At 70.8% G+C, this 18,916-nt stretch carries 26 protein-coding genes, 1 pseudogene and 1 riboswitch; of the genes and pseudogenes, 26 read left to right on the top strand and 1 reads right to left on the bottom strand.

Annotation, left to right across the window (positions count from 1 at the left end):
* The first annotated feature begins 7 nt into the window (after positions 1-7).
* The 18 genes and pseudogenes from rplF (at position 8) to truA (ending at position 11,356) form a co-directional block, all read left to right on the top strand.
* Positions 8-550 carry a 50S ribosomal protein L6 gene (rplF, locus tag COUCH_RS35195; protein WP_249609464.1) on the top strand — a complete coding sequence of 181 codons (543 nt, stop codon included), beginning with the start codon at positions 8-10 and terminating at the stop codon, positions 548-550.
* The gene (gene rplR, locus COUCH_RS35190; RefSeq protein WP_275980034.1) at positions 547-942 is read left to right on the top strand and encodes a 50S ribosomal protein L18; all 396 of its coding nucleotides are present in this window, start codon (positions 547-549) and stop codon (positions 940-942) included. The genes rplF and rplR overlap by 4 nt, the downstream gene beginning before the upstream one ends.
* Before the next feature lie 12 nt (positions 943-954).
* Positions 955-1,575 (top strand): 30S ribosomal protein S5, encoded by a 621-nt coding sequence (gene rpsE, locus COUCH_RS35185; RefSeq protein ID WP_199515831.1) that lies wholly within the window; start codon positions 955-957, stop codon positions 1,573-1,575.
* Positions 1,575-1,757 (top strand): 50S ribosomal protein L30, encoded by a 183-nt coding sequence (gene rpmD / locus COUCH_RS35180; RefSeq protein WP_071803333.1) that lies wholly within the window; start codon positions 1,575-1,577, stop codon positions 1,755-1,757. The genes rpsE and rpmD overlap by 1 nt, the downstream gene beginning before the upstream one ends.
* Positions 1,757-2,200, top strand: coding sequence for a 50S ribosomal protein L15 (gene rplO, locus COUCH_RS35175; RefSeq protein ID WP_249609463.1), 444 nt, complete (start codon positions 1,757-1,759; stop codon positions 2,198-2,200). The genes rpmD and rplO overlap by 1 nt, the downstream gene beginning before the upstream one ends.
* A 277-nt stretch (positions 2,201-2,477) precedes the next feature.
* Entirely contained in the window at positions 2,478-3,824 is a 1,347-nt protein-coding gene (gene secY / locus COUCH_RS35170) for a preprotein translocase subunit SecY (protein WP_249609462.1), read from the top strand.
* Between the two features lie 74 nt (positions 3,825-3,898).
* Positions 3,899-4,552 carry an adenylate kinase gene (locus tag COUCH_RS35165; RefSeq protein WP_199515828.1) on the top strand — a complete coding sequence of 218 codons (654 nt, stop codon included), beginning with the start codon at positions 3,899-3,901 and terminating at the stop codon, positions 4,550-4,552.
* A gap of 1 nt (position 4,553) precedes the next feature.
* Complete coding sequence (gene map / locus COUCH_RS35160; RefSeq protein ID WP_249609461.1) at positions 4,554-5,408, top strand: type I methionyl aminopeptidase; 855 nt, start codon at positions 4,554-4,556, stop codon at positions 5,406-5,408.
* A gap of 12 nt (positions 5,409-5,420) precedes the next feature.
* Positions 5,421-5,867 (top strand): DUF1707 SHOCT-like domain-containing protein, encoded by a 447-nt coding sequence (locus tag COUCH_RS35155; RefSeq protein ID WP_249609460.1) that lies wholly within the window; start codon positions 5,421-5,423, stop codon positions 5,865-5,867.
* A 71-nt stretch (positions 5,868-5,938) separates the two neighbouring features.
* Positions 5,939-6,485: pseudogene (locus tag COUCH_RS35150) on the top strand (DUF1707 SHOCT-like domain-containing protein).
* A gap of 239 nt (positions 6,486-6,724) precedes the next feature.
* A complete protein-coding gene (infA, locus tag COUCH_RS35145; RefSeq protein WP_007073013.1) occupies positions 6,725-6,946 on the top strand; it encodes a translation initiation factor IF-1 in 222 nt (73 codons plus the stop codon).
* Positions 6,947-6,995: 49 nt separating this feature from the next.
* Complete coding sequence (rpmJ, locus tag COUCH_RS35140; RefSeq protein WP_015619018.1) at positions 6,996-7,112, top strand: 50S ribosomal protein L36; 117 nt, start codon at positions 6,996-6,998, stop codon at positions 7,110-7,112.
* Positions 7,113-7,286: 174 nt separating this feature from the next.
* Entirely contained in the window at positions 7,287-7,667 is a 381-nt protein-coding gene (gene rpsM, locus COUCH_RS35135) for a 30S ribosomal protein S13 (protein WP_199515825.1), read from the top strand.
* A gap of 18 nt (positions 7,668-7,685) precedes the next feature.
* Complete coding sequence (rpsK, locus tag COUCH_RS35130; RefSeq protein ID WP_014440747.1) at positions 7,686-8,093, top strand: 30S ribosomal protein S11; 408 nt, start codon at positions 7,686-7,688, stop codon at positions 8,091-8,093.
* A gap of 16 nt (positions 8,094-8,109) precedes the next feature.
* The gene (rpsD, locus tag COUCH_RS35125; RefSeq protein WP_199515824.1) at positions 8,110-8,736 is read left to right on the top strand and encodes a 30S ribosomal protein S4; all 627 of its coding nucleotides are present in this window, start codon (positions 8,110-8,112) and stop codon (positions 8,734-8,736) included.
* 93 nt (positions 8,737-8,829) lie between these two features.
* Positions 8,830-9,852: a DNA-directed RNA polymerase subunit alpha gene (locus COUCH_RS35120; protein ID WP_023358222.1), complete on the top strand. Its 1,023-nt coding sequence runs from the start codon at positions 8,830-8,832 to the stop codon at positions 9,850-9,852.
* A 27-nt stretch (positions 9,853-9,879) separates the two neighbouring features.
* Positions 9,880-10,470 carry a 50S ribosomal protein L17 gene (rplQ, locus tag COUCH_RS35115; protein ID WP_249609459.1) on the top strand — a complete coding sequence of 197 codons (591 nt, stop codon included), beginning with the start codon at positions 9,880-9,882 and terminating at the stop codon, positions 10,468-10,470.
* Between the two features lie 70 nt (positions 10,471-10,540).
* A complete protein-coding gene (truA, locus tag COUCH_RS35110) occupies positions 10,541-11,356 on the top strand; it encodes a tRNA pseudouridine(38-40) synthase TruA (RefSeq protein ID WP_249609458.1) in 816 nt (271 codons plus the stop codon).
* Positions 11,357-11,358: 2 nt separating this feature from the next.
* Here truA and COUCH_RS35105 read toward each other — a convergent pair whose 3' ends face one another.
* Complete coding sequence (locus COUCH_RS35105) at positions 11,359-12,396, bottom strand: hypothetical protein (protein ID WP_249609457.1); 1,038 nt, start codon at positions 12,394-12,396, stop codon at positions 11,359-11,361.
* Positions 12,397-12,521: 125 nt separating this feature from the next.
* Between COUCH_RS35105 and COUCH_RS35100 the strand changes: the two genes are divergently transcribed.
* The 8 genes from COUCH_RS35100 to thiD all read left to right on the top strand — a co-directional run bounded on the left by COUCH_RS35100 (position 12,522) and on the right by thiD (position 18,911).
* Positions 12,522-13,148 carry a class I SAM-dependent methyltransferase gene (locus COUCH_RS35100; RefSeq protein ID WP_249609456.1) on the top strand — a complete coding sequence of 209 codons (627 nt, stop codon included), beginning with the start codon at positions 12,522-12,524 and terminating at the stop codon, positions 13,146-13,148.
* A 31-nt stretch (positions 13,149-13,179) separates the two neighbouring features.
* On the top strand, positions 13,180-14,835 hold the full coding sequence (locus COUCH_RS35095; RefSeq protein WP_249609455.1) for an ABC-F family ATP-binding cassette domain-containing protein: 1,656 nt from the start codon (positions 13,180-13,182) through the stop codon (positions 14,833-14,835).
* Between the two features lie 44 nt (positions 14,836-14,879).
* A riboswitch (TPP riboswitch) is annotated at positions 14,880-14,991 on the top strand.
* On the top strand, positions 14,985-15,629 hold the full coding sequence (thiE, locus tag COUCH_RS35090) for a thiamine phosphate synthase (protein WP_249609454.1): 645 nt from the start codon (positions 14,985-14,987) through the stop codon (positions 15,627-15,629). It overlaps the preceding riboswitch by 7 nt.
* On the top strand, positions 15,626-16,651 hold the full coding sequence (thiO, locus tag COUCH_RS35085) for a glycine oxidase ThiO (protein WP_249609453.1): 1,026 nt from the start codon (positions 15,626-15,628) through the stop codon (positions 16,649-16,651). The genes thiE and thiO overlap by 4 nt, the downstream gene beginning before the upstream one ends.
* Positions 16,648-16,848 carry a sulfur carrier protein ThiS gene (thiS, locus tag COUCH_RS35080; RefSeq protein ID WP_249609452.1) on the top strand — a complete coding sequence of 67 codons (201 nt, stop codon included), beginning with the start codon at positions 16,648-16,650 and terminating at the stop codon, positions 16,846-16,848. The genes thiO and thiS overlap by 4 nt, the downstream gene beginning before the upstream one ends.
* A gap of 1 nt (position 16,849) precedes the next feature.
* Positions 16,850-17,599 (top strand): thiazole synthase, encoded by a 750-nt coding sequence (locus tag COUCH_RS35075; RefSeq protein ID WP_249609451.1) that lies wholly within the window; start codon positions 16,850-16,852, stop codon positions 17,597-17,599.
* Positions 17,593-18,156: a thiamine phosphate synthase gene (locus COUCH_RS35070; RefSeq protein WP_249609450.1), complete on the top strand. Its 564-nt coding sequence runs from the start codon at positions 17,593-17,595 to the stop codon at positions 18,154-18,156. The genes COUCH_RS35075 and COUCH_RS35070 overlap by 7 nt, the downstream gene beginning before the upstream one ends.
* Positions 18,153-18,911 (top strand): bifunctional hydroxymethylpyrimidine kinase/phosphomethylpyrimidine kinase, encoded by a 759-nt coding sequence (gene thiD / locus COUCH_RS35065; protein WP_249609449.1) that lies wholly within the window; start codon positions 18,153-18,155, stop codon positions 18,909-18,911. The genes COUCH_RS35070 and thiD overlap by 4 nt, the downstream gene beginning before the upstream one ends.
* Positions 18,912-18,916: the final 5 nt, after the last annotated feature.

Raw genomic sequence — 18,916 nt, 5'->3', positions numbered from 1 at the left:
CTTAGACATGTCGCGAATCGGACGTAAGTCGATCCCGGTCCCGGCCGGCGTCGACGTCACCATCACGGGCCAGACCGTCAAGGTCAAGGGCCCCAAGGGCGAGCTCAGCCACACCGTCGCCGAGCCGATCACGGTCGAGAAGGCGGAGAACGGCGAGCTGTCGGTCAACCGCCCCAACGACGACCGCAAGGCCAAGGAGCTGCACGGCCTCTCGCGTACCCTGGTCGCCAACATGATCGTCGGCGTCACCGAGGGCTACCGGAAGACCCTGGAGATCAACGGCACCGGTTACCGCGTGACCGCCAAGGGCAAGGACCTCGAGTTCGCCCTGGGCTTCTCGCACCCGGTCAACGTGCCCGCGCCGGCCGGCATCACCTTCTCGGTCGAGAAGCCGACGCAGTTCACCGTCGCCGGCATCGACAAGCAGCTCGTCGGCGAGGTCGCCGCGAACATCCGGAAGATCCGCCCGCCGGAGCCGTACAAGGGCAAGGGCGTCAAGTACCAGGGCGAGGTCATCCGCCGCAAGGCTGGAAAGGCAGGTAAGAAGTGACCGCCACGCTGCTCAAGCGCCGCAATGGCGGCGGTGTCGCCGCCAAGCGCGCCGTCGGGAAGGCGCGTCGGCACTTCCGGGTCCGCAAGAACGTCCGCGGCACCGCCGAGCGTCCGCGCCTGGTCGTCACCCGTTCCACGCGGCACATCACCGCGCAGATCGTGGACGACCTCAAGGGCCACACGCTCGTCTCCGCCTCCACGCTCGACGCCTCTCTGCGGGGTACCGAGGGTGAAAAGAGCGCTCTGGCCGGCAAGGTCGGCGCTCTCCTCGCCGAGCGGGCCAAGGCCGCGGGCGTGTCCAAGGTCGTCTTCGACCGCGGTGGCAACAAGTACGCGGGGCGTATCGCCGCGCTTGCCGACGCCGCCCGCGAAGCCGGACTCGAGTTCTAGGAAGGAAGACCAATGCCTGGTCAGCAGCGCCGTGGCGGCGGGTCCGGCGGTAACAACGAGGGCGGCCGCCGCGACAACCGCCGTGAGGGCGGCCGCGGTAACGCGCCCGTCGAGAAGACCCCCCATCTGGAGCGGGTCGTAGCGATCAACCGTGTCGCGAAGGTCGTCAAGGGTGGTCGTCGCTTCAGCTTCACCGCCCTGGTGATCGTCGGCGACGGTGACGGCACCGTCGGCATCGGATACGGCAAGGCCAAGGAGGTGCCCGCGGCCATCGCCAAGGGCGTCGAGGAGGCCAAGAAGCACTTCTTCAAGGTGCCGCGGATCGGTGCGACGATCCCGCACCCGATCACCGGCGAGGCCGCCGCGGGTGTCGTCCTGCTCAAGCCGGCGTCCGCCGGTACCGGTGTCATCGCCGGTGGCCCGGTGCGTGCCGTGCTCGAGTGCGCGGGCATCCACGACGTGCTGAGCAAGAGCCTCGGCTCGTCCAACCCGATCAACATCGTGCACGCGACGGTGGCCGCTCTGAAGGGCCTCGAGTCGCCGGAGCAGGTCGCGAGCCGTCGTGGCCTGCCGGTCGAGGACGTGGCGCCCGCGGCCATGCTGGCGGCGCGTGCGGAAGCGGCGGTGCGCTGATGGCACGCTTGAAGGTCACCCAGATCCGGTCCGAGATCGGCCGTAAGCAGAACCAGCGGGACTCCCTGCGGTCGCTGGGCCTGAAGCGGATCAACGATGTGGTGGTCAAGGAGGACCGCCCCGAGATTCGGGGCATGATCTTCGCCGTGAGCCACCTCGTCAGTGTCGAGGAGGTCGAGTAATGGCGATCAAGGTCCACCACCTGCGCCCGGCGCCCGGAGCCAAGACCCCGAAGACCCGTGTGGGTCGCGGTGAGGGCTCCAAGGGCAAGACCGCCGGTCGGGGCACCAAGGGTACGGGAGCCCGCAAGAACACTCCTGCGGGCTTCGAGGGTGGGCAGATGCCCATCCACATGCGCCTGCCGAAGCTCAAGGGCTTCAAGAACAAGAACAAGGTCGTGTTCCAGGTCGTGAACCTGGACCGGCTCGCCGAGCTGTTCCCGAACGGCGGCGAGGTCGGTCCGCTGGAGCTGGCCGAGGCCGGCGCGGTCCGTCGTGGCCAGCCGGTGAAGGTCCTCGGCTCCGGCGAGCTGGGTAGCGTGTCGCTGCAGGTTTCGGCGCACGCGTTCAGCGAGTCGGCCAAGGAGAAGATCGCAGCCGCCGGTGGTTCCGCCACCGAGCTGTGAGGCTTGCCGGGGATGCAGGCCCGAGGTATCGCACAGATGCCCCGGGCCGGCATCCCCGTTCTGGCGTCTGACCTGGTCTTTTACCGGGCCGGGCGAAATAGTTCCCCCAGCCGTGGCATAGCTCTTCGTCCCCGGGTGTTGCACAAGCGGCGACCGTGCCTCACAGCAGGCACGTCAGGCTGTTAAAGTCCGTTCCCAGCCAGGTATATCGGTCGTCCGGACCGATGCCTACCCCCATCCGCCGGTCCAGGCGGCCACCTCGCGCAGGAGGAAGAAGTTGCTCTCCGCCTTTCTGAGTGCGTTCCGGACGCCTGACCTGCGCAAGAAACTGCTGTTCACAGTAGCGATCATCGCGGTCTACCGGCTCGGCGCCACCTTGCCCAGCCCAGGCGTGTCCTACACCAATGTGCAGAACTGCCTCGACGCGGTGAACAGCTCGAACGCCGGCGGCGGGGTTCTGAACCTGCTGAACCTGTTCTCCGGCGGCGCGCTGCTCCAGCTGTCGGTCTTCGCGCTCGGCATCATGCCGTACATCACGGCGTCGATCATCCTGCAGCTGCTCACCGTGGTGATCCCCCGCCTGGAGCAGCTCCGCAAGGAGGGTCAGTCCGGCCAGGCGAAGATCACGCAGTACACCCGCTACCTGACCCTGGGTCTCGCGGTGCTGCAGTCCTCGGCCTTCGTCGCGCTGGCCCGCTCCGGCCAGCTCTTCGCCGGTGCCTGCCCGCAGGACCAGTCGAACTTCGCGATCATCCCCAAGGGCACGGGGATCCCGGACTGGGTGACGCTCTCGATGCTGGTCATCACGATGACCGCCGGCACGGGCGTGGTCATGTGGCTGGGCGAGCTCATCACCGACCGCGGCGTCGGCAACGGCATGTCCGTCCTGATCTTCACCTCGATCGCCGCCCGCCTCCCCGGCGAGGGCTGGACGATCAAGGAGAGCAACGGCTGGGCCAAGTTCTGGCTCGTCATCGCCCTGGTGCTGCTGGTCATCTGCGCGGTCGTCTTCATCGAGCAGGCACAGCGCCGCATCCCGGTGCAGTACGCGAAGCGCATGATCGGCCGGCGCATGTACGGCGGCACCTCGACGTACATCCCGCTGAAGGTCAACCAGGCCGGTGTCGTGCCGGTGATCTTCGCGTCGTCGCTGCTCTACCTGCCGCAGCTGTACCTGCAGTTCTTCGACCGCAACAACCTCAAGGGTTACCAGCAGTGGATCCAGAACAACCTCGCCGATCCGACGAGCTGGATCTACATCGTCACGTACTTCCTGCTGATCATCTTCTTCACGTACTTCTACGTCTCGATCACGTTCAATCCGACCGAGGTCGCCGACAACATGAAGAAGTACGGTGGTTTCGTACCGGGTATCCGGCCCGGTAAGCCGACCGCCGACTACCTGGACTTCATCCTCAGCCGGATCACCCTGCCGGGCGCGCTCTACCTCGGCCTGATCTCGGTGCTGCCGAACTTCTTCTTCATCTGGCTGAATCAGAAGCAGTACCAGAACTTCCCGTTCGGCGGTACCGCGGTTCTGATCATGGTCGGCGTGGGGCTGGAGACCGTGAAGCAGATCGAGAGCCAGCTGATGCAGCGCAACTACGAAGGGTTCCTCCGGTAGTGGGGGCGCGGAGCCGGGGGGCTCTCGCGTCTGCGGTTTGCGGAGCTCGTTCTCACCGAAGCGAGGCGATGTAGGTGCGGCTGGTACTGGTGGGCCCTCCGGGGGCCGGCAAGGGGACCCAGGCTGAGTTCATCGCCGCCCATCTCGCCGTACCGAAGATCTCGACCGGTGACATCTTCCGGGCCAACGTCTCGCAGGGCACGCCCCTCGGGCTCGAGGCCAAGCGGTACATGGACGCGGGCAACCTCGTCCCGGACGAGGTGACCATCAACATGGTCCGCGACCGGCTCGCCGAGCCGGACGCCGGCGACGGGTTCCTGCTGGACGGTTTCCCGAGGACCGTCCCGCAGGCCTCCGCGCTGGACAAGCTGCTCGCCGACCTCGGCACCGCGCTGGACCTCGTGATGGAGCTCGTGGTCGACGACGACGAGGTCATCCGGCGCCTCTCCGGGCGCCGGACCTGCCGCGGCTGCGGCAAGATCTGGCACGTCGAGTTCGACCCGACCAGCAAGGACAACATCTGCGACCGGTGCGGCTCCGAGCTGTTCCAGCGCGACGACGACCGGGCCGAGACCATCGCCAACCGGCTCGTCGAGTACGCGGACAAGACCGCGCCGCTCGTCGACTTCTACGGTGCGCAGGGCAAGCTCGTCGGGATCGACGCGACCGGGCCGGTCGAGGACGTCACGGTGCGGGCGATCGACGCGCTGCGGTCGTACGGAGGCTGAGATGCGCCGTCAGCAGCTGGACATCCAGCTGAAGACCCCCGAACAGATCGAACTCATGCGCGGCGCTGGACTCGTCGTGCAGGCCGCGCTCGACGCGATGCGCGAAGCGGTGGCGCCCGGCGTCTCCACGGCCGACCTCGACGCCATCGCCGAGCGGGTCATCCGGGACGCCGGCGCCATCCCGTCGTTCAAGGGCTACCACGGCTTCCCGGCCTCGATCTGCGCGTCGGTCAACGAGCAGGTCGTGCACGGCATCCCGTCGCCCGCACAGGTGCTCAAGGAGGGTGACCTGCTGTCGCTGGACTGCGGGGCGATCCTCAACGGCTGGCACGGCGACTCCGCGATCACCGTCGGCGTGGGGGAGACCGACCCGGCCCTGCTGCGCATGGCCGAAGTGGCCGAGGACGCGATGTGGGCCGGCATCGCCGCCGCCGCGCGCGGCGCCGCCAACGGCCGCGGCCGGCTCACCGACATCTCCTTCAACGTCGAGAAGGCCGTCCGCAAGGGTGGCCGCTACGGCATCGTCGACGGGTACGGCGGCCACGGCATCGGCACGGAGATGCACCAGGACCCGCATGTGCTGAACCATGGCAAGCCCGGCAAGGGTCCCCGCCTGGTGCCCGGCATGGCGCTGGCGATCGAGCCGATGATCACCATGGGCTCCCCGCGCACGCAGGAGCTCTCCGACGGCTGGACCGTCATCACCCGCGACGGTTCGATGGCCGCCCACGTGGAGCACACGATGGCGTTGCTCGAGGACGGTGTGTGGGTCACCACGGCCCGCGACGGGGGCCGGGCGCGGCTCGGCGACCTGGTCACCTCCCGGCAGCCCGCGGTTGACTCGCTCGCGGAGTAAAGTCCGGCCTCGATGAGCGAAGAGCAGATGCGCGCGGGCGACGCCGAGCGCCAGGCGGTCGCCGATCGGCTGAAGGCGGCGCTCGACGAGGGGCGCCTGGAGCTGCACGAGTACGACGAGCGGCTGCAGCGGGCGTACGCGGCCAAGACGTACGGTGATCTCGATGCCCTGACCACCGACCTGCCCGGCACCGTGCCCGCGCAGCACGCCCAGATGGTGCCGCAGCCGCCCCAGGCGGCCGAGGAGACCGGCGCCGGGGCTGGCCCCGAGGCGGGCGAGATGCGCCGGCCGGGTGGGCCGCCGTGGCTGGCTTCCTACGGCGGCGTGGTGCTGGTCTGCGTGATCGTCTGGGCGCTGTCGAGCATGGCGTCCGGCCAGTGGATCTACTTCTGGCCGGGCTGGATGCTCATCCCGCTGGTCTTCGGCGTGATCCGGCGGATGACCGGCCGCGACCGGTAACCAGGTCGACAGCCGCGAGGATTCCGGGAGCGGCGCGGCGCTGGCATTCTGGTGGCATGGGGCGTGACGAGATGCGGGCGGGGGACGCCGATCGGCAGGTCGTCGCCGAGCAGCTGCGCGTCGCGCTCGCGGAGGGCCGGCTCGATCTGCATGAGTACGACGAGCGGCTGCAGCGGACGTACGCGGCCAAGACCTACGGCGATCTGGGTGGGCTGCTGAGCGATCTGCCGGCGGCTGCCGTGCCCGCGCCCCGGAGCCCGGCTGGAGAGGCGCTCGTCACGGCCTCCGACGCGGAGCTGACCCGGCGCTGGCTGGCCGAGGTGTGGGGCTCCTGGGTTCCCGTGGTGGGGATCACCTCGGCGATCTGGGCGATCTCCTCGCTGGCGAGCGGTGAACTGCTCTACTTCTGGCCGGTGTGGGTGGCAGTGCCGTGGGGCCTCCTGCTCCTGCTCACCACCGTGGCCGGGCTGACCAACGCCGCGCAGACGGGCGGAGAAGCGCGCCCGGAAGCAGCGGGCCAGGGTGCGGAAGCGGGAGCGCCGGGCGGCTGCACGAGGCGAGTTGCCCTCGGCGGAGTGGGGGCCGGCGAAGCCCAAGAAAGCGAAGAAAACCGACTGAATCGACCGTCGTGTCCGGTTCTCCGGCGCGCCGACACACCCGACCCCGGGTTGCGGGGGCCTCGGTTTGGTGTCGATGCATGCACGCGCGTACACTGGCTTGCTGGCGCACAGCGTCCACTCCGGCATGTCCACCAAGCGCTTCTGGTGGAGCCGGAGCCGCGGCTGGTCCGGCCCCTCGAGGGTTGCGATGAATGTTGTGAGCCTGCCCCAGGAACCCGATGTCAGGTAGCGGAGGACATGCCTAAGAAAGACGGAGCCATCGAGATCGAAGGCCGTGTGATCGAGCCCCTGCCGAACGCTATGTTCCGCGTCGAGCTCGCCAATGGTCACAAGGTGCTCGCGCACATCTCGGGCAAGATGCGGCAGCACTACATCCGCATCCTGCCCGAGGACAGGGTCGTCGTCGAGCTTTCGCCGTACGACCTGACACGTGGGCGCATCGTCTACCGCTACAAGTAACGGGGTCACGGGGATCCACATCCCGTCTGACTGAGAGTTAAGGCAAACCGTGAAGGTCAAGCCGAGCGTCAAGCGGATCTGCAACAACTGCCGGGTCATCCGGCGGCACGGGCGCGTCATGGTCATCTGCAAGACCGACGCGCGTCACAAGCAGCGCCAGGGCTGATTCCGCCCCAGGGCACTGTCAGATCCGCACCACTGAACGAGCTCGTCCCAGCCGCCGTCGCGAACCTTCGCTGACGTGCGGCTTCACCCCCGGTCGGAGGCCGGGGCCCGCCCGGGCAGGCGGGGTGGGAACGGGCACAGACCTCCGTGAGACACCTGAGGAGTACGCCCACTTATGGCTCGACTCGTCGGCGTCGATCTTCCCCGCGAGAAGCGGATGGAGATCGCGCTCACCTACATCTACGGGGTCGGTCGCACCCGCGCCGTGGAGGCGCTCACCGCCACCGGCATTGACCTGAACAAGCGCGCCAAGGACCTCACGGACGAGGAGCTGGTCCAGCTCCGCGACTACATCGAGGGCAACTTCAAGGTTGAGGGCGACCTGCGCCGCGAGGTCGCCGCGGACATCCGCCGCAAGGTTGAGATCGGCTGCTACGCCGGCATCCGCCACCGTCGTGGGCTCCCCGTCCGGGGCCAGCGCACGCGGACCAACGCTCGTACCCGCAAGGGTCCGAAGCGCACGGTCGCCGGTAAGAAGAAGCCCGGTCGGAAGTAATAGGAGCGCAGAAGACTTATGCCACCGAAGGCACGCGCTGGGGCCGCAGTCAAGAAGGTCCGGCGCAAGGAACGCAAGAACGTCGCCCACGGGCAGGCGCACATCAAGAGCACCTTCAACAACACCATCGTGTCGATCACCGACCCGACCGGTGCGGTCATCTCCTGGGCCTCGTCCGGCCAGGTGGGCTTCAAGGGCTCGCGCAAGTCGACCCCGTTCGCCGCGCAGCTGGCCGCCGAGGCCGCCGCGCGCCGGGCGATGGAACACGGCATGCGCAAGGTCGACGTGTTCGTCAAGGGCCCCGGCTCCGGCCGGGAGACCGCCATCCGTTCGCTGCAGGCCGCCGGCCTCGAGGTCGGGCAGATCTCCGACGTCACGCCGCAGCCGCACAACGGTTGCCGTCCGCCGAAGCGTCGCCGGGTCTGAGGGAGAGACAGAAGTAATGGCTCGTTACACAGGTGCGGACTGCAAGCGCTGCCGCCGCGAGAAGATGAAGCTGTTCCTCAAGGGCAGCAAGTGCGATGGTCCGAAGTGCCCGTTCGAGTCCCGGCCGTTCCCGCCCGGGCAGCACGGCCGCGGCCGGACCAAGGAGACCGAGTACCTGCTCCAGCACCGCGAGAAGCAGAAGGCCCGTCGTACGTACGGCGTGCTCGAGAAGCAGTTCCGCGGTTACTACGAGGAGGCTGTCACCAAGCCCGGCAAGACCGGTGAGGTGCTGCTGCAGATCCTCGAGTCGCGTCTCGACAACGTCGTCTACCGGGCCGGCTACGCCGCGTCCCGCGACATGGCCCGGCAGCTGGTCAAGCACGGCCACTTCCTGGTCAACGGCGTGAAGGTCGACATCCCGTCGTACCGGGTCAAGGAGCACGACATCGTCCAGGTCCGCGAGAAGTCGAAGGAGATGACCCCCTTCGTCGTCGCGCAGGCCCAGGCCGGTTCGCGTCCGACCCCGGCGTGGCTGGAGCCGATCCCCAGCGACATGAAGATCCTGATCCACACCCTCCCGGCCCGCGCCGTCATCGACACGCAGGTCCAGGAGCAGCTGATCGTCGAGCTCTACTCCAAGTAGCGCTCTGCCCGGGCGCCTCCACGTGGAGGCGCCCGGGGTAGTTCATGAGGACGGGCATCAAATAGCGGGTGCCCCGACAGAAAGAAGAAACGCGTGCTCATCAGCCAGCGCCCGAGCCTCTCGGAAGAGTCGCTCAGCGAGACCCGCTCCCGGTTCACCATCGAGCCCCTGGAGCCGGGCTTCGGCTACACCCTCGGCAACTCGCTGCGGCGTACGCTGCTGTCGTCCATTCCGGGCGCGGCGGTCACCAGCATCAAGATCGACGGCGTGCTGCACGAGTTCACCACGATCCCCGGTGTCAAGGAGGACGTGGTCGAGCTCGTCATGAACGTCAAGGAGCTCACCGTCAGCTCCGAGCACGACGAGCCGGTCAGCATGTACCTGCGCAAGCAGGGCCCGGGCGACGTCACCGCCGGTGACATCCAGCCCCCGGCCGGCGTGTCCGTGCACAACCCCGACCTGAAGCTGGCCACGCTGAACAGCAAGGGCCGGCTCGACATGGAGCTCACGGTCGAGCGTGGCCGTGGCTACGTCACGGCGGCGCAGAACAAGAGCGCCGGCGCCGAGATCGGCCGTATCCCGGTCGACTCGATCTACTCGCCGGTCATGAAGGTCACCTACCGCGTCGAGGCGACCCGTGTCGAGCAGCGTACCGACTTCGACCGCCTGATCATCGACGTCGAGTCGAAGGCGTCCATCTCGCCCCGTACCGCGCTGGCGTCGGCCGGTTCGACGCTCGTCGAGCTGTTCGGCCTCTGCCGCGAGCTGGACGAGACCGCCGAGGGCATCGACATCGGCCCGTCGCCGCAGGACGCCCAGCTGGCCGCCGACCTCGCCCTGCCGATCGAGGAGCTGGACCTCACCGTCCGGTCGTACAACTGCCTCAAGCGCGAGGGCATCAACACCGTCGGCGAACTGATCGGGCGGACGGAGGCCGACCTTCTGGATATAAGGAATTTCGGTCAGAAGTCGATCGACGAGGTCAAGATGAAGCTCGCCGGAATGGGCCTGGGCCTCAAGGACAGCGCGCCGTCCTTCGACCCGGCGCACGTGGTCGACTCGTTCGGCGACGTGGACTACGACACCGACGACTACCGCGAGACCGAGCAGCTCTGATCTCGGCCGCCTGAATTAGGAGCCACAATGCCCACGCCCACCAAGGGTCCCCGCCTCGGCGGCAGCCCGGCGCACGAGAAGCTGCTGCTGGCCAACCTGGCCACGGAGCTCTTCCGGCACGGGAAGATCAAGACGACCGAGACCAAGGCGCGCCGGCTGCGCCCGCTGGCGGAGCAGCTGATCACCAAGGCCAAGCGCGGTGACCTCCACGCCCGCCGCCGGGTGCTGACGGTCGTCAAGGACAAGGACGTCGTGTACGCCCTGTTCGAGCAGATCGCGCCGCGCTACACCAACCGTCCGGGTGGCTACACCCGGATCACCAAGACCGGCATCCGCAAGGGTGACGCCGCTCCCATGGCCGTCATCGAGCTGGTCGAGGAGCTGCAGGTCGCGGCCACCACGGCGCCGGCCAAGAAGGCCGCCCGCAAGGCCGCCGCGCAGCAGGACAAGGTCGAGGCGCTGGCCCGCGAGGACGAGACCCCGGCCGCGGCCGAGGCCCCGGCCGAGACGGCCAACGACCAGGACGCCGAGCCGCCGGTGAACGCGTCCGGCGACAAGGGCGCCGAGGGCCCGGGCGACCAGGCCGAGGGCGAAGACACCGACGACGCCAAGGCCTGATCAGGCAGCTGCGGCCCGGTACCCCTCGCGGGGTGCCGGGCCGCTTCGTCTTTCAAGGGGCAGGACTGCGGTGACTGACACGACTCGACTTCGCCTCGACGTCTCGTACGACGGCGGGGACTTCTCCGGGTGGGCTGCTCAGCCGGCTCGCCGTACGGTGGCCGGGGTGCTGACCGAGGCGCTGGCCCGGCTCGTGGGCGCCGACGTGCCGCTCGGGCTGACCGTGGCGGGGCGTACGGACGCGGGGGTGCACGCGACCGGGCAGGTGTGCCACATCGAGCTGCCGACGCCCGTGTGGGACACGCTGTCGGAGTCGCTGCTGCGCCGGCTCGCCGCGCTGATGCCGCCGGACGCGCGCGTACGGGCCGTGACGCCGGTGCCGTCCACGTTCGACGCCCGGTTCTCCGCGACGTTCCGGCGGTACGAGTACCGGGTCGCCGACACCGTCTTCGGGCCCGAGCCGCTGCGCCGCCACGACACCATCGGCTGGGTGCGGCCGCTCGACCTGGGACGGCTCAACGAGGCCGCGGCGGGGCTCGTGGGGCTGCACGACTTCGCCGCGTACTGCAAACGCAAGGAGCACGCGACCACCGTGCGGGCCATCACCCGGCTCAAGTGGCGCCGCGACCCGGACGGGGTCGCCGTGGCGACCGTGCAGGCGGACGCGTTCTGCCAGGCGATGGTCCGCAGCCTGGTCGGCGCGATGCTGACCGTGGGCGACGGGCGGCGCGACCCGGGCTGGCCGGCGAAGCTGCTGACGCTGCGGGAACGGTCCAGCGAGGTGACCGTGGCGCCCGCGCACGGGCTGACGCTCGTGGCGGTCGGCTATCCCGACGAGAGCGAGTACGCCGAGCGCGCCGACGCGACGCGGCGCCTGCGGGCCTGAGCTCAGGACGTCGTGGCGCGCCGCGCGATGACCTGGCCGGCGAGGTGCCGCTCGATCAGGTCGGCGGTGATGCGGGCGGCGTACGGGTCGTCGTCGGCCACCAGGGCACCGTCCGGGCGGGAGATCACGCAGTAGAGCAGGTAGTGGCCGCGGGCGTGCCAGTTGACCTGGGCCAGCGGCGGTACGCCGGAGCCGGCGTCGACCGGGATCAGCGACGCGAAGGTGCCCGTACCGGCCTCGACCAGCGTTCCGGCGCGATCGCTGACCTGCCTCGCCGCCACCTCGTCGGCCAGGTTGAAGACGCCGGCGGTCACCTGGTAGCCGCCGTACGGGGCGGTGAGGCGGGCCCGGACCAGCTGGGAGCAGCCGTTCTCGGCGAGCACGGCGGTGAGATCGCCGGTGGCGCCCAGGCCGCAGTCGTCCTCCACCTTGCTCGACGTCACCTCGTACGGTGCGGCGCCGGCCGGGATGATCTGCGGGCCGGGGAAGACCTCAGGGCCGGTGAGCGGGGTGGCGTCGACCCGTCGGGAGCTGATCGACGCAGGCGCGGCGAGCGCCGCCGAGGTGTCGCCGGCCGGGCCGCGCTGCTCCTCGGCGATGACGAAGAAGATGCTCACCGTGATGATCGACAGGATGATGAGCGCGCCGAGGCCGCTCAGCAGGAAGTGCAGCGCCTCGCCGGGCTCCTGGGGGCCGTGGCGGAGGGTGCGCGAGGGCGCCGGCCGGCCGGGTCGCAGGGTCGCCGGGCGCAGCGCTGCTTCCAGGCGGTGCGTGAGGGCCGTGGAGGCCGCCTGCAGCACCGACTCGACGCGCTCCGTGAGGCTGACGGCTGCCCGGCGGTGCGGGGTGGGCTGGTACGGGATCGGCTGGGTGGTCCCGGCCGAGCGGCGGCGCTGGGCGGGGATCGCGGGGCGGCGGTGCTGCGCCGGCGGCGTACGGGTCAGCCCCGGCACGGTGAACAGCGCGGGCCTGGCGAGGGTGGCGAGTCCGCTTCCCTGGTTCGCGCGGTGGGCGGAGCGGGGGTGAGGGGGGTGGAACATGCAGCACACGGTAGGAGCGCACACGAATCGATGGACGCACAGAATGTGCGGCACCCCGGTGCGCCACCGCTCGTTGTCGGGTGACCCGGTGCGGGACGGCCGGGCGTACGCGGGACACTGACAGGGTGACTGCGGACCATTACTTCACTGCCGAGCCGGCCACCCCGGAGAGCCGGGGACGCATCGAGTTCACGGCGGCGGGGCGGGCGTACGACCTGGTGGTGGCACGCGGGGTGTTCTCCGCCGGGCGGCTGGACCCCGGCACCGCCGTCCTGCTGCGCAAGGCCGATCTGCCCACCGCCGCGACGACGGGGAACCTGCTCGACCTCGGCTGCGGGTACGGCCCCATCACGTGCGTCCTCGCCGCCGAGGCGCCGGGCGCGACCGTGTACGCGATCGACGTCAACGCCCGGGCCCGCGACCTCACCGTGGAGAACGCGGCCGCGATGGACGTGGCGGACCGGGTCCACGTGTACGCCCCCGACGACGTGCCGGCGGACGTCACCTTCGACCAGATCTGGAGCAACCCGCCCACCCACGTCGGCAAGGCGGAACTGCAGGCGCTGATGCGGCGGTGGCTGGAGCGGCTCGCCCCGGACGGCGTGGCGTGGGTGGTCATCAACCGCAACCTCGGCGGCGACTCGCTGCACGGGTGGCTGACGTCGCTGGGGTGGGACGTGGACCGGGTCGCGAGCCAGCGCGGCTTCCGGGTGCTGCGGATCACCCGCGGCACCGCCGGAAAAACCGACTGACCTGCGTCGTTTCCTCGGGGAGGATGGCCGCGTGGGTTACGTGGATGTCTCCGGGGTCGCGTTCGTGCTGCCGGACGGGCGGGAACTGTTCTCCGACGTCTCCTTCCGGGTGGGGGAGGGGGCGAAGGTGGCGCTCGTCGGGCCGAACGGCGCCGGGAAGACCACTCTGTTGCGGATGGTCGCCGGTGATCTCGCCGTACCCGTCGGGACCGTCGCGCGGGCCGGTGGGCTGGGCGTCATGCGGCAGTTCATCGGGATGATCGGCGATGACCGTACCCTCGAAGATCTTGCTTTGTCCCTGGTCGCGCCCCCGTTGCGGGCCGCGGGTGACGCGGTGGCCGCGGCCGACGCGGCGCTGCGGGAGGCGCCCGGTTCGGAGAAGGCGCAGATGCGGTTCGCCACCGCGCTGGCCGGGTGGGGCGAGGCCGGCGGGTACGACGCGGAGGTGCTGTTCGACACCGTGGCCGTCGCGATCCTCGGCAAGCCGTGGGACGAGGTGAAGGTGCGACCGGTGCGCACGCTCTCCGGTGGACAGCAGAAGCGTTTCGCCCTCGACCTGTTGCTGCGCGGCGGCGACGAGGTGTTGCTGCTCGACGAGCCGGACAACTTCCTGGACGTGCCCGGCAAGCGGTGGCTGGAGGCGCGGCTGCGGGAATCGCCCAAGTCCGTGCTGTACGTCTCGCACGACCGCGAGCTGCTGGCCCAGACCGCCACCCGGGTCGTGGCCGTGGAGGGCGGCGGCGCGTGGACCCACCCCGGCGGCTTCGCCTCCTGGCACGAGGCCCGGTCGAACCGCCACGAGCGGCTGCTGGAGCTGCGGCGGCGCTGGGACGAGGAGCACGAGAAGCTCAAGGAGCTCGTGTTCACGCTGAAGAACAAGGCGGCGTACAACGACGGGCTGGCCTCGCGCTATCAGGCGGCGCAGACCCGGCTCCGCAAGTTCGAGGAGGCCGGGCCGCCGCCGTTGCCCCCGAAGGAACAGTCGCTGCGGATGAACCTGCGCGGCGGGCGTACCGGGAAACGGGCCGTGGTCTGCACGGGCCTGGAGCTGGAGGACCTGACCTTTCCCTTCGACCTGGAGATCTGGTACGGCGACCGGGTCGCGGTGCTCGGCGCCAACGGCACCGGAAAGTCGCACTTCCTGCGGCTGCTCGCGGCCGGCGGCACGGCCCCGGACGTCGACAACAAGCCGGTGGACGGGGCGCCGCTGGCACACGTCGCGCACAACGGCACGGCCCGGCTCGGCGCGCGGGTCCGGCCCGGGCACTTCTCGCAGACGCACGACCGGCCGGAGCTGCTCGACCGTACGCTCGTCGAGATCCTCTGGCGCGGTGACGACCACCGGTCCGGGATGGACCGGGCGGGCGCGATGAAGGCGCTCAACCGGTACGAGCTCGCGGCTCAGGGCGATCAGCGCTTCGGCACGCTCTCCGGTGGACAGCAGGCCCGGTTCCTGGTGCTGCTCCTCGAGTTGTCCGGGGCGACCGTGCTGCTGCTCGACGAGCCGACCGACAACCTCGACCTCGCCTCGGCGGAGGCCCTGGAGGAGGGGCTGAAGGCCTTCGAGGGCACGGTGATCGCGGTCACCCACGACCGCTGGTTCACGCGGGGATTCGATCGGTTCGTGCTCTTCCAGGGCGACGGCGAGGTCGTGGAGACCCCCGAGCCGGTGTGGGACGTGCGCTGAGGGGGTTTACGCGGACCGCGGCACGGCGTTAGTGTCGGCGGCGGAACCAACCCCACGGGAGTCCGGTGCACCGGGCTGAGAGGGGGGCTGTCGCGGCCCCCGACCGTCGAACCTGATCCGGGTCATGCCGGCGCAGGGAGGAGTGCGTTGTGGACCCTGCTTTTCCGCGTCTCCACCTCATCACCGATGCACGCCCCGGTCGTGACGCCGTCGCCGTCGTCACCGCCGCCGTGGCCGCCGCCGGCCGCCTCGGCGCGTCCGACCGGCTGGCGGTGCAGGTCCGGGTCGAGGACGACGTCACCGACCGGGTCGCGTACGAGCTGGCGGCGGCGATCGTCGAGCTGTGCCGTCCTGCCGGGGTGTTGTGCCTGGTCAACGACCGGTTGCACGTGGCGCTGGCGGTCGGCGCGGACGGCGCCCACGTCGGCGCGGAGGATCTCCCCGTGGCCGCCGCGCGCAAGGTCCTCGGCCCCGGGGCGGTGCTCGGTGGGACGTGCCGGGACGGGTCCGCCGCCCGGGCCGCGGTCGCGGCCGGGGCCTCGTACCTCGGGGTGGGGCCGGCCTTCGAGACCGTGACGAAGACCGGGCTGCCGGCGCCGCTCGGGGTGGCGAAGATCGGCTCGGTGGCGGCGTCGGTGCCGGGTGTGCCGATCGTCGCCATCGGCGGCGTGACCGCGGACAACGCCCCTGAGCTGCGCCGGGCCGGGGCCGCCGGGGTGGCCGTGGTGGGCGCGGTCGCGAACGCCGCGGATCCCGGCGAAGCGACCGAGCGCCTGCTGAAGGCTGTGGCATGACCGACGTCACCGTGGTCGGGGGCGGCATCATCGGGCTCTCCGTGGCGTGGCGGCTCGTCCAGCGTGGACTGACCGTGACCGTGCTCGACAGCGGCGGCGACGAGGGCGCCTGGTACGCCGCCGCCGGGATGCTCGCCCCCGCCGGGGAGACGGCGTTCGGCCAGGAGCCGTTGCAGGAGCTGCTGCTGGAGTCGGCGCGCCGATGGCCTGCCTTCGCGGCGGAGCTGTCCCTCGAGGCCGGGTACGACCTGCGCTTCGACACCACGGGCGCGGTCGACGTGGCGCTGACCGGGGACGACCTCGCGGAGGCTCGGCGGCTGTGGGCGTACCGGGAGTTGCGGGATCTCAAGGTGCGGCCGTTGCCGCCGAGCGAACTGCGGGAGCTGGAGCCGGCCCTGTCGCCACGGGTGCGCGGCGGGGCTTTCCTGGCCGACGACTGGCAGGTGGATCCCCGGCGCGTGGTCGCCGCGCTCCGGGCCGTCCTCGGTGACGCGGTGACGACCAGCCGGGTGACGTCGCTTCCCGAGGGTGTCACGGTCGTGGCGGCCGGGCTGGGGACGGCGGCGCTGACGGGGTTGCCCGTACGCCCGGTGAAGGGGCTGGTGCTGCGCCTGCGGGGGGAGCCGGGGGTGCTGCGGCACGTCGTCAACGGGTACGTGGACGGCCGGCACGTGTACCTGGTGCCCCGCTCGGACGGCGAGGTGGTCGTCGGCGCGACCCAGGAGGAGCGGGCCGACTTCACCGTGACCGCCGGATCTGTGCTGGAGCTGCTGCGTTCGGCCACCGACCTCGTGCCCGAGCTGGCCGAGTTCGAGCTGACCGAGACCGTCGTGCGCCACCGTCCGTCCACACCGGACAACGCGCCCGTGCTGGGGCCGCTCGGCGCCGGCGTGGTCGTGGCCGCCGGACATCACCGCAACGGGGTGCTGCTCACCCCGGTCACCGCCGATCTCATCGCCGACCTGGTCGTGGGCCGGGTCGATCCGTTGCTCGCAGCGTTCAGCCCCGGGAGGTTCGCGTGAGGGTCACTGTGAACGGCGCCGGCCGTACGGTCGAGGCCGGCAGCACCGTGGAGCGGCTCGTCGCCGCGGTCACCGAGGTGAGGCGCGGCGTCGCGGTCGCCGTCAACGGTGAGGTCGTGCCCCGGTCGGCCTGGCCCGGCGCCCGGCTGTCCGAGGGCGACCGGGTCGAGGTCCTCACCGCGGCGCAGGGCGGCTGACATGGCGGATCTCTTCGGCGAATCGCGGCTGATCCTCGGCACCGGCGGGGCGGAGAGCCTGGCGGCGCTCGAGGCGGCGATCGTGGCGTCCGGCACCGAGATGGTCACCGTCGCGCTGCGCCGGGTGGACGCGGCCGGGCCGGGCCTGCTGCCGCTGCTGGACCGGCTGGACATGCGCGTGCTGCCGAACACGGCCGGGTGCTACACCGCGGCGGACGCCGTCAAGGCCGCGCAGCTGGCCCGGGACGCGTTCGAGACCGACCTGATCAAGCTCGAGGTCATCGGCGACGAGCGGACGCTGCTCCCCGACGGCGTGGAGCTGCTGCGGGCGGCGGAGCGGCTGGTGGACGACGGGTTCCGGGTGCTGCCGTACACCAGCGACGACCCGATCCTCGCCCGCCGGCTGGCCGACGCCGGGTGCGCGGCGGTGATGCCCGCGGGCGCGCCGATCGGCTCGGGGCTCGGCATCAGCAACCCGCACCACATCCGCTTGATCCGGGACAGCGTCGACGTGCCGGTGATCCTGGACGCGGGCATCGGCACCGCCTCGGATGCGGCGCTCGCGATGGAACTGGGCTGCGACGGCGTGTTGATCGCCTCGGCGGTCACCCGCGCCGAGGACCCCGCGCGGATGGCGGCGGCCATGCGGCACGCCGTGGAGGCCGGGCGGCTCGCGGCGGGTGCGGGCCGCATCCCGAAGCGCTACCACGCGATGGCGTCCACATCGGACGACGGCATGCCGGCATGGTGACCCCGTCCGGCGTCGTCGTGGTCACCGATCGCCGGCTCGCGGCGGGGCCGCTCGTCGAAGTGGTCCGGGCCGCGGTCCGCGGCGGCGCGTCGTGGGTCGTCCTGCGCGAGAAGGATCTCGGGTACGCGGACAGAGCGGCACTCGCCTCGCAGGTCAGGGCCGTGGTGCCTGGGGGCCGGCTGATCATCGCGGGCCCGGATCCGTTGGGCGGCAACGCGGTCCATCTCGCTGCTGTGGATAACCGGCCGGACGGCGTCGAGCTGGTGGGACGATCGTGGCACGGATTCGAGGAACTGTCCGATGAGGACTATGTGTCGGTGTCGCCGGTCTACGCCAGTGCGTCGAAGCCCGGATACGGCCCGGCGCTGGGACCGGCCGGGGCGGCGCGGCTGGCGGGGGAGCGGACGTGGCTCGCGCTCGGCGGAGTCGATTCGGCATCGCGGGCGCGGGCGTGTGTCGATGCGGGAGCTGCGGGGGTGGCTGTGATGGGTGCGGTGATGCGGGCGGACGATCCCGAGAAGGTGACTCGATCGCTCGTCGAGGCGGTGGCGTCGTGAATCCCGTCGTGGTGTTGACCATCGCCGGGTCGGATTCCGGGGGCGGGGCGGGGATCCAGGCCGATCTCAAGACGTTCGCGGCTCTGGGGACGTACGGGGTTTCGGTGATCACCGCGGTGACCGCACAGAACACCCGGGGGGTCACCGCGATCCATTCGATCCCGGCGGAGATCGTGGCGGCCCAGCTCGACGCGGTGCTCTCCGACTTCGAGGTGGCGGCCGTGAAGGTGGGGATGGTGGGAGATCCGGCCGTTGCGGAAGTGATCGCCGCGCGGGCCGCCGGGCTGCCGAACCTGGTGGTGGATCCGGTGCTGGTCGCCACCTCTGGCAGCACGTTGTCCGGTGTTGCTTCTGTCGCGCCGCTGATCCCGTACCCCCGGGTTCTGACGCCGAACCGGCACGAAGCCGGCGCCCTGACCGGTGGGCGGGTCGAGACGGCCGAGGAGATGGCCCGGGCGGCGGCCGGCCTGGCCGCGCGCGGGCCCGAGGCGGTCGTGGTCACCGGCAGCGAGCTGGCCGTCGACCTGCTGTACACCGCCGGGCGCAGCGAGACGCTGCGCGGTGAACCCGTGCTGACCGCCAACAATCACGGCTCCGGCTGCACGTTCTCGTCCGCGATCGCGGCCCGGCTCGCCCTCGGCGACGACGTCGGGGACGCGGTCCGGGCCGCCAAGTCCTACGTCGCGCGGGCGCTGGCCGGCGGCCGCGACTGGAAGCTCGGGGCCGGTCCCGGGCCGCTGCACCACTTCGCCTGAGGCCA

This window comes from Couchioplanes caeruleus, from assembly GCF_023499255.1.
Classification (GTDB): domain Bacteria; phylum Actinomycetota; class Actinomycetes; order Mycobacteriales; family Micromonosporaceae; genus Actinoplanes; species Actinoplanes caeruleus_A.
Note: the sequence above shows the minus strand (reverse complement) of the source record. Positions and strands in the feature narration are given on the sequence as shown.

What these genes read in the sequence shown, in the direction of transcription:
- rplF (WP_249609464.1), top strand. Translation starts at nt 8, where the DNA reads ATGTCGCGAATCGGACGTAAGTCGATCCCGGTCCCGGCCGGCGTCGAC.
- rpsE (WP_199515831.1), top strand. Translation starts at nt 955, where the DNA reads ATGCCTGGTCAGCAGCGCCGTGGCGGCGGGTCCGGCGGTAACAACGAG.
- rpmD (WP_071803333.1), top strand. Translation starts at nt 1,575, where the DNA reads ATGGCACGCTTGAAGGTCACCCAGATCCGGTCCGAGATCGGCCGTAAG.
- rplO (WP_249609463.1), top strand. Translation starts at nt 1,757, where the DNA reads ATGGCGATCAAGGTCCACCACCTGCGCCCGGCGCCCGGAGCCAAGACC.
- map (WP_249609461.1), top strand. Translation starts at nt 4,554, where the DNA reads ATGCGCCGTCAGCAGCTGGACATCCAGCTGAAGACCCCCGAACAGATC.
- COUCH_RS35155 (WP_249609460.1), top strand. Translation starts at nt 5,421, where the DNA reads ATGAGCGAAGAGCAGATGCGCGCGGGCGACGCCGAGCGCCAGGCGGTC.
- infA (WP_007073013.1), top strand. Translation starts at nt 6,725, where the DNA reads ATGCCTAAGAAAGACGGAGCCATCGAGATCGAAGGCCGTGTGATCGAG.
- rpsM (WP_199515825.1), top strand. Translation starts at nt 7,287, where the DNA reads ATGGCTCGACTCGTCGGCGTCGATCTTCCCCGCGAGAAGCGGATGGAG.
- rpsK (WP_014440747.1), top strand. Translation starts at nt 7,686, where the DNA reads ATGCCACCGAAGGCACGCGCTGGGGCCGCAGTCAAGAAGGTCCGGCGC.
- rpsD (WP_199515824.1), top strand. Translation starts at nt 8,110, where the DNA reads ATGGCTCGTTACACAGGTGCGGACTGCAAGCGCTGCCGCCGCGAGAAG.
- rplQ (WP_249609459.1), top strand. Translation starts at nt 9,880, where the DNA reads ATGCCCACGCCCACCAAGGGTCCCCGCCTCGGCGGCAGCCCGGCGCAC.
- COUCH_RS35105 (WP_249609457.1), bottom strand. Translation starts at nt 12,396, where the DNA reads ATGTTCCACCCCCCTCACCCCCGCTCCGCCCACCGCGCGAACCAGGGA.
- thiO (WP_249609453.1), top strand. Translation starts at nt 15,626, where the DNA reads ATGACCGACGTCACCGTGGTCGGGGGCGGCATCATCGGGCTCTCCGTG.
- COUCH_RS35075 (WP_249609451.1), top strand. Translation starts at nt 16,850, where the DNA reads ATGGCGGATCTCTTCGGCGAATCGCGGCTGATCCTCGGCACCGGCGGG.
- COUCH_RS35070 (WP_249609450.1), top strand. Translation starts at nt 17,593, where the DNA reads ATGGTGACCCCGTCCGGCGTCGTCGTGGTCACCGATCGCCGGCTCGCG.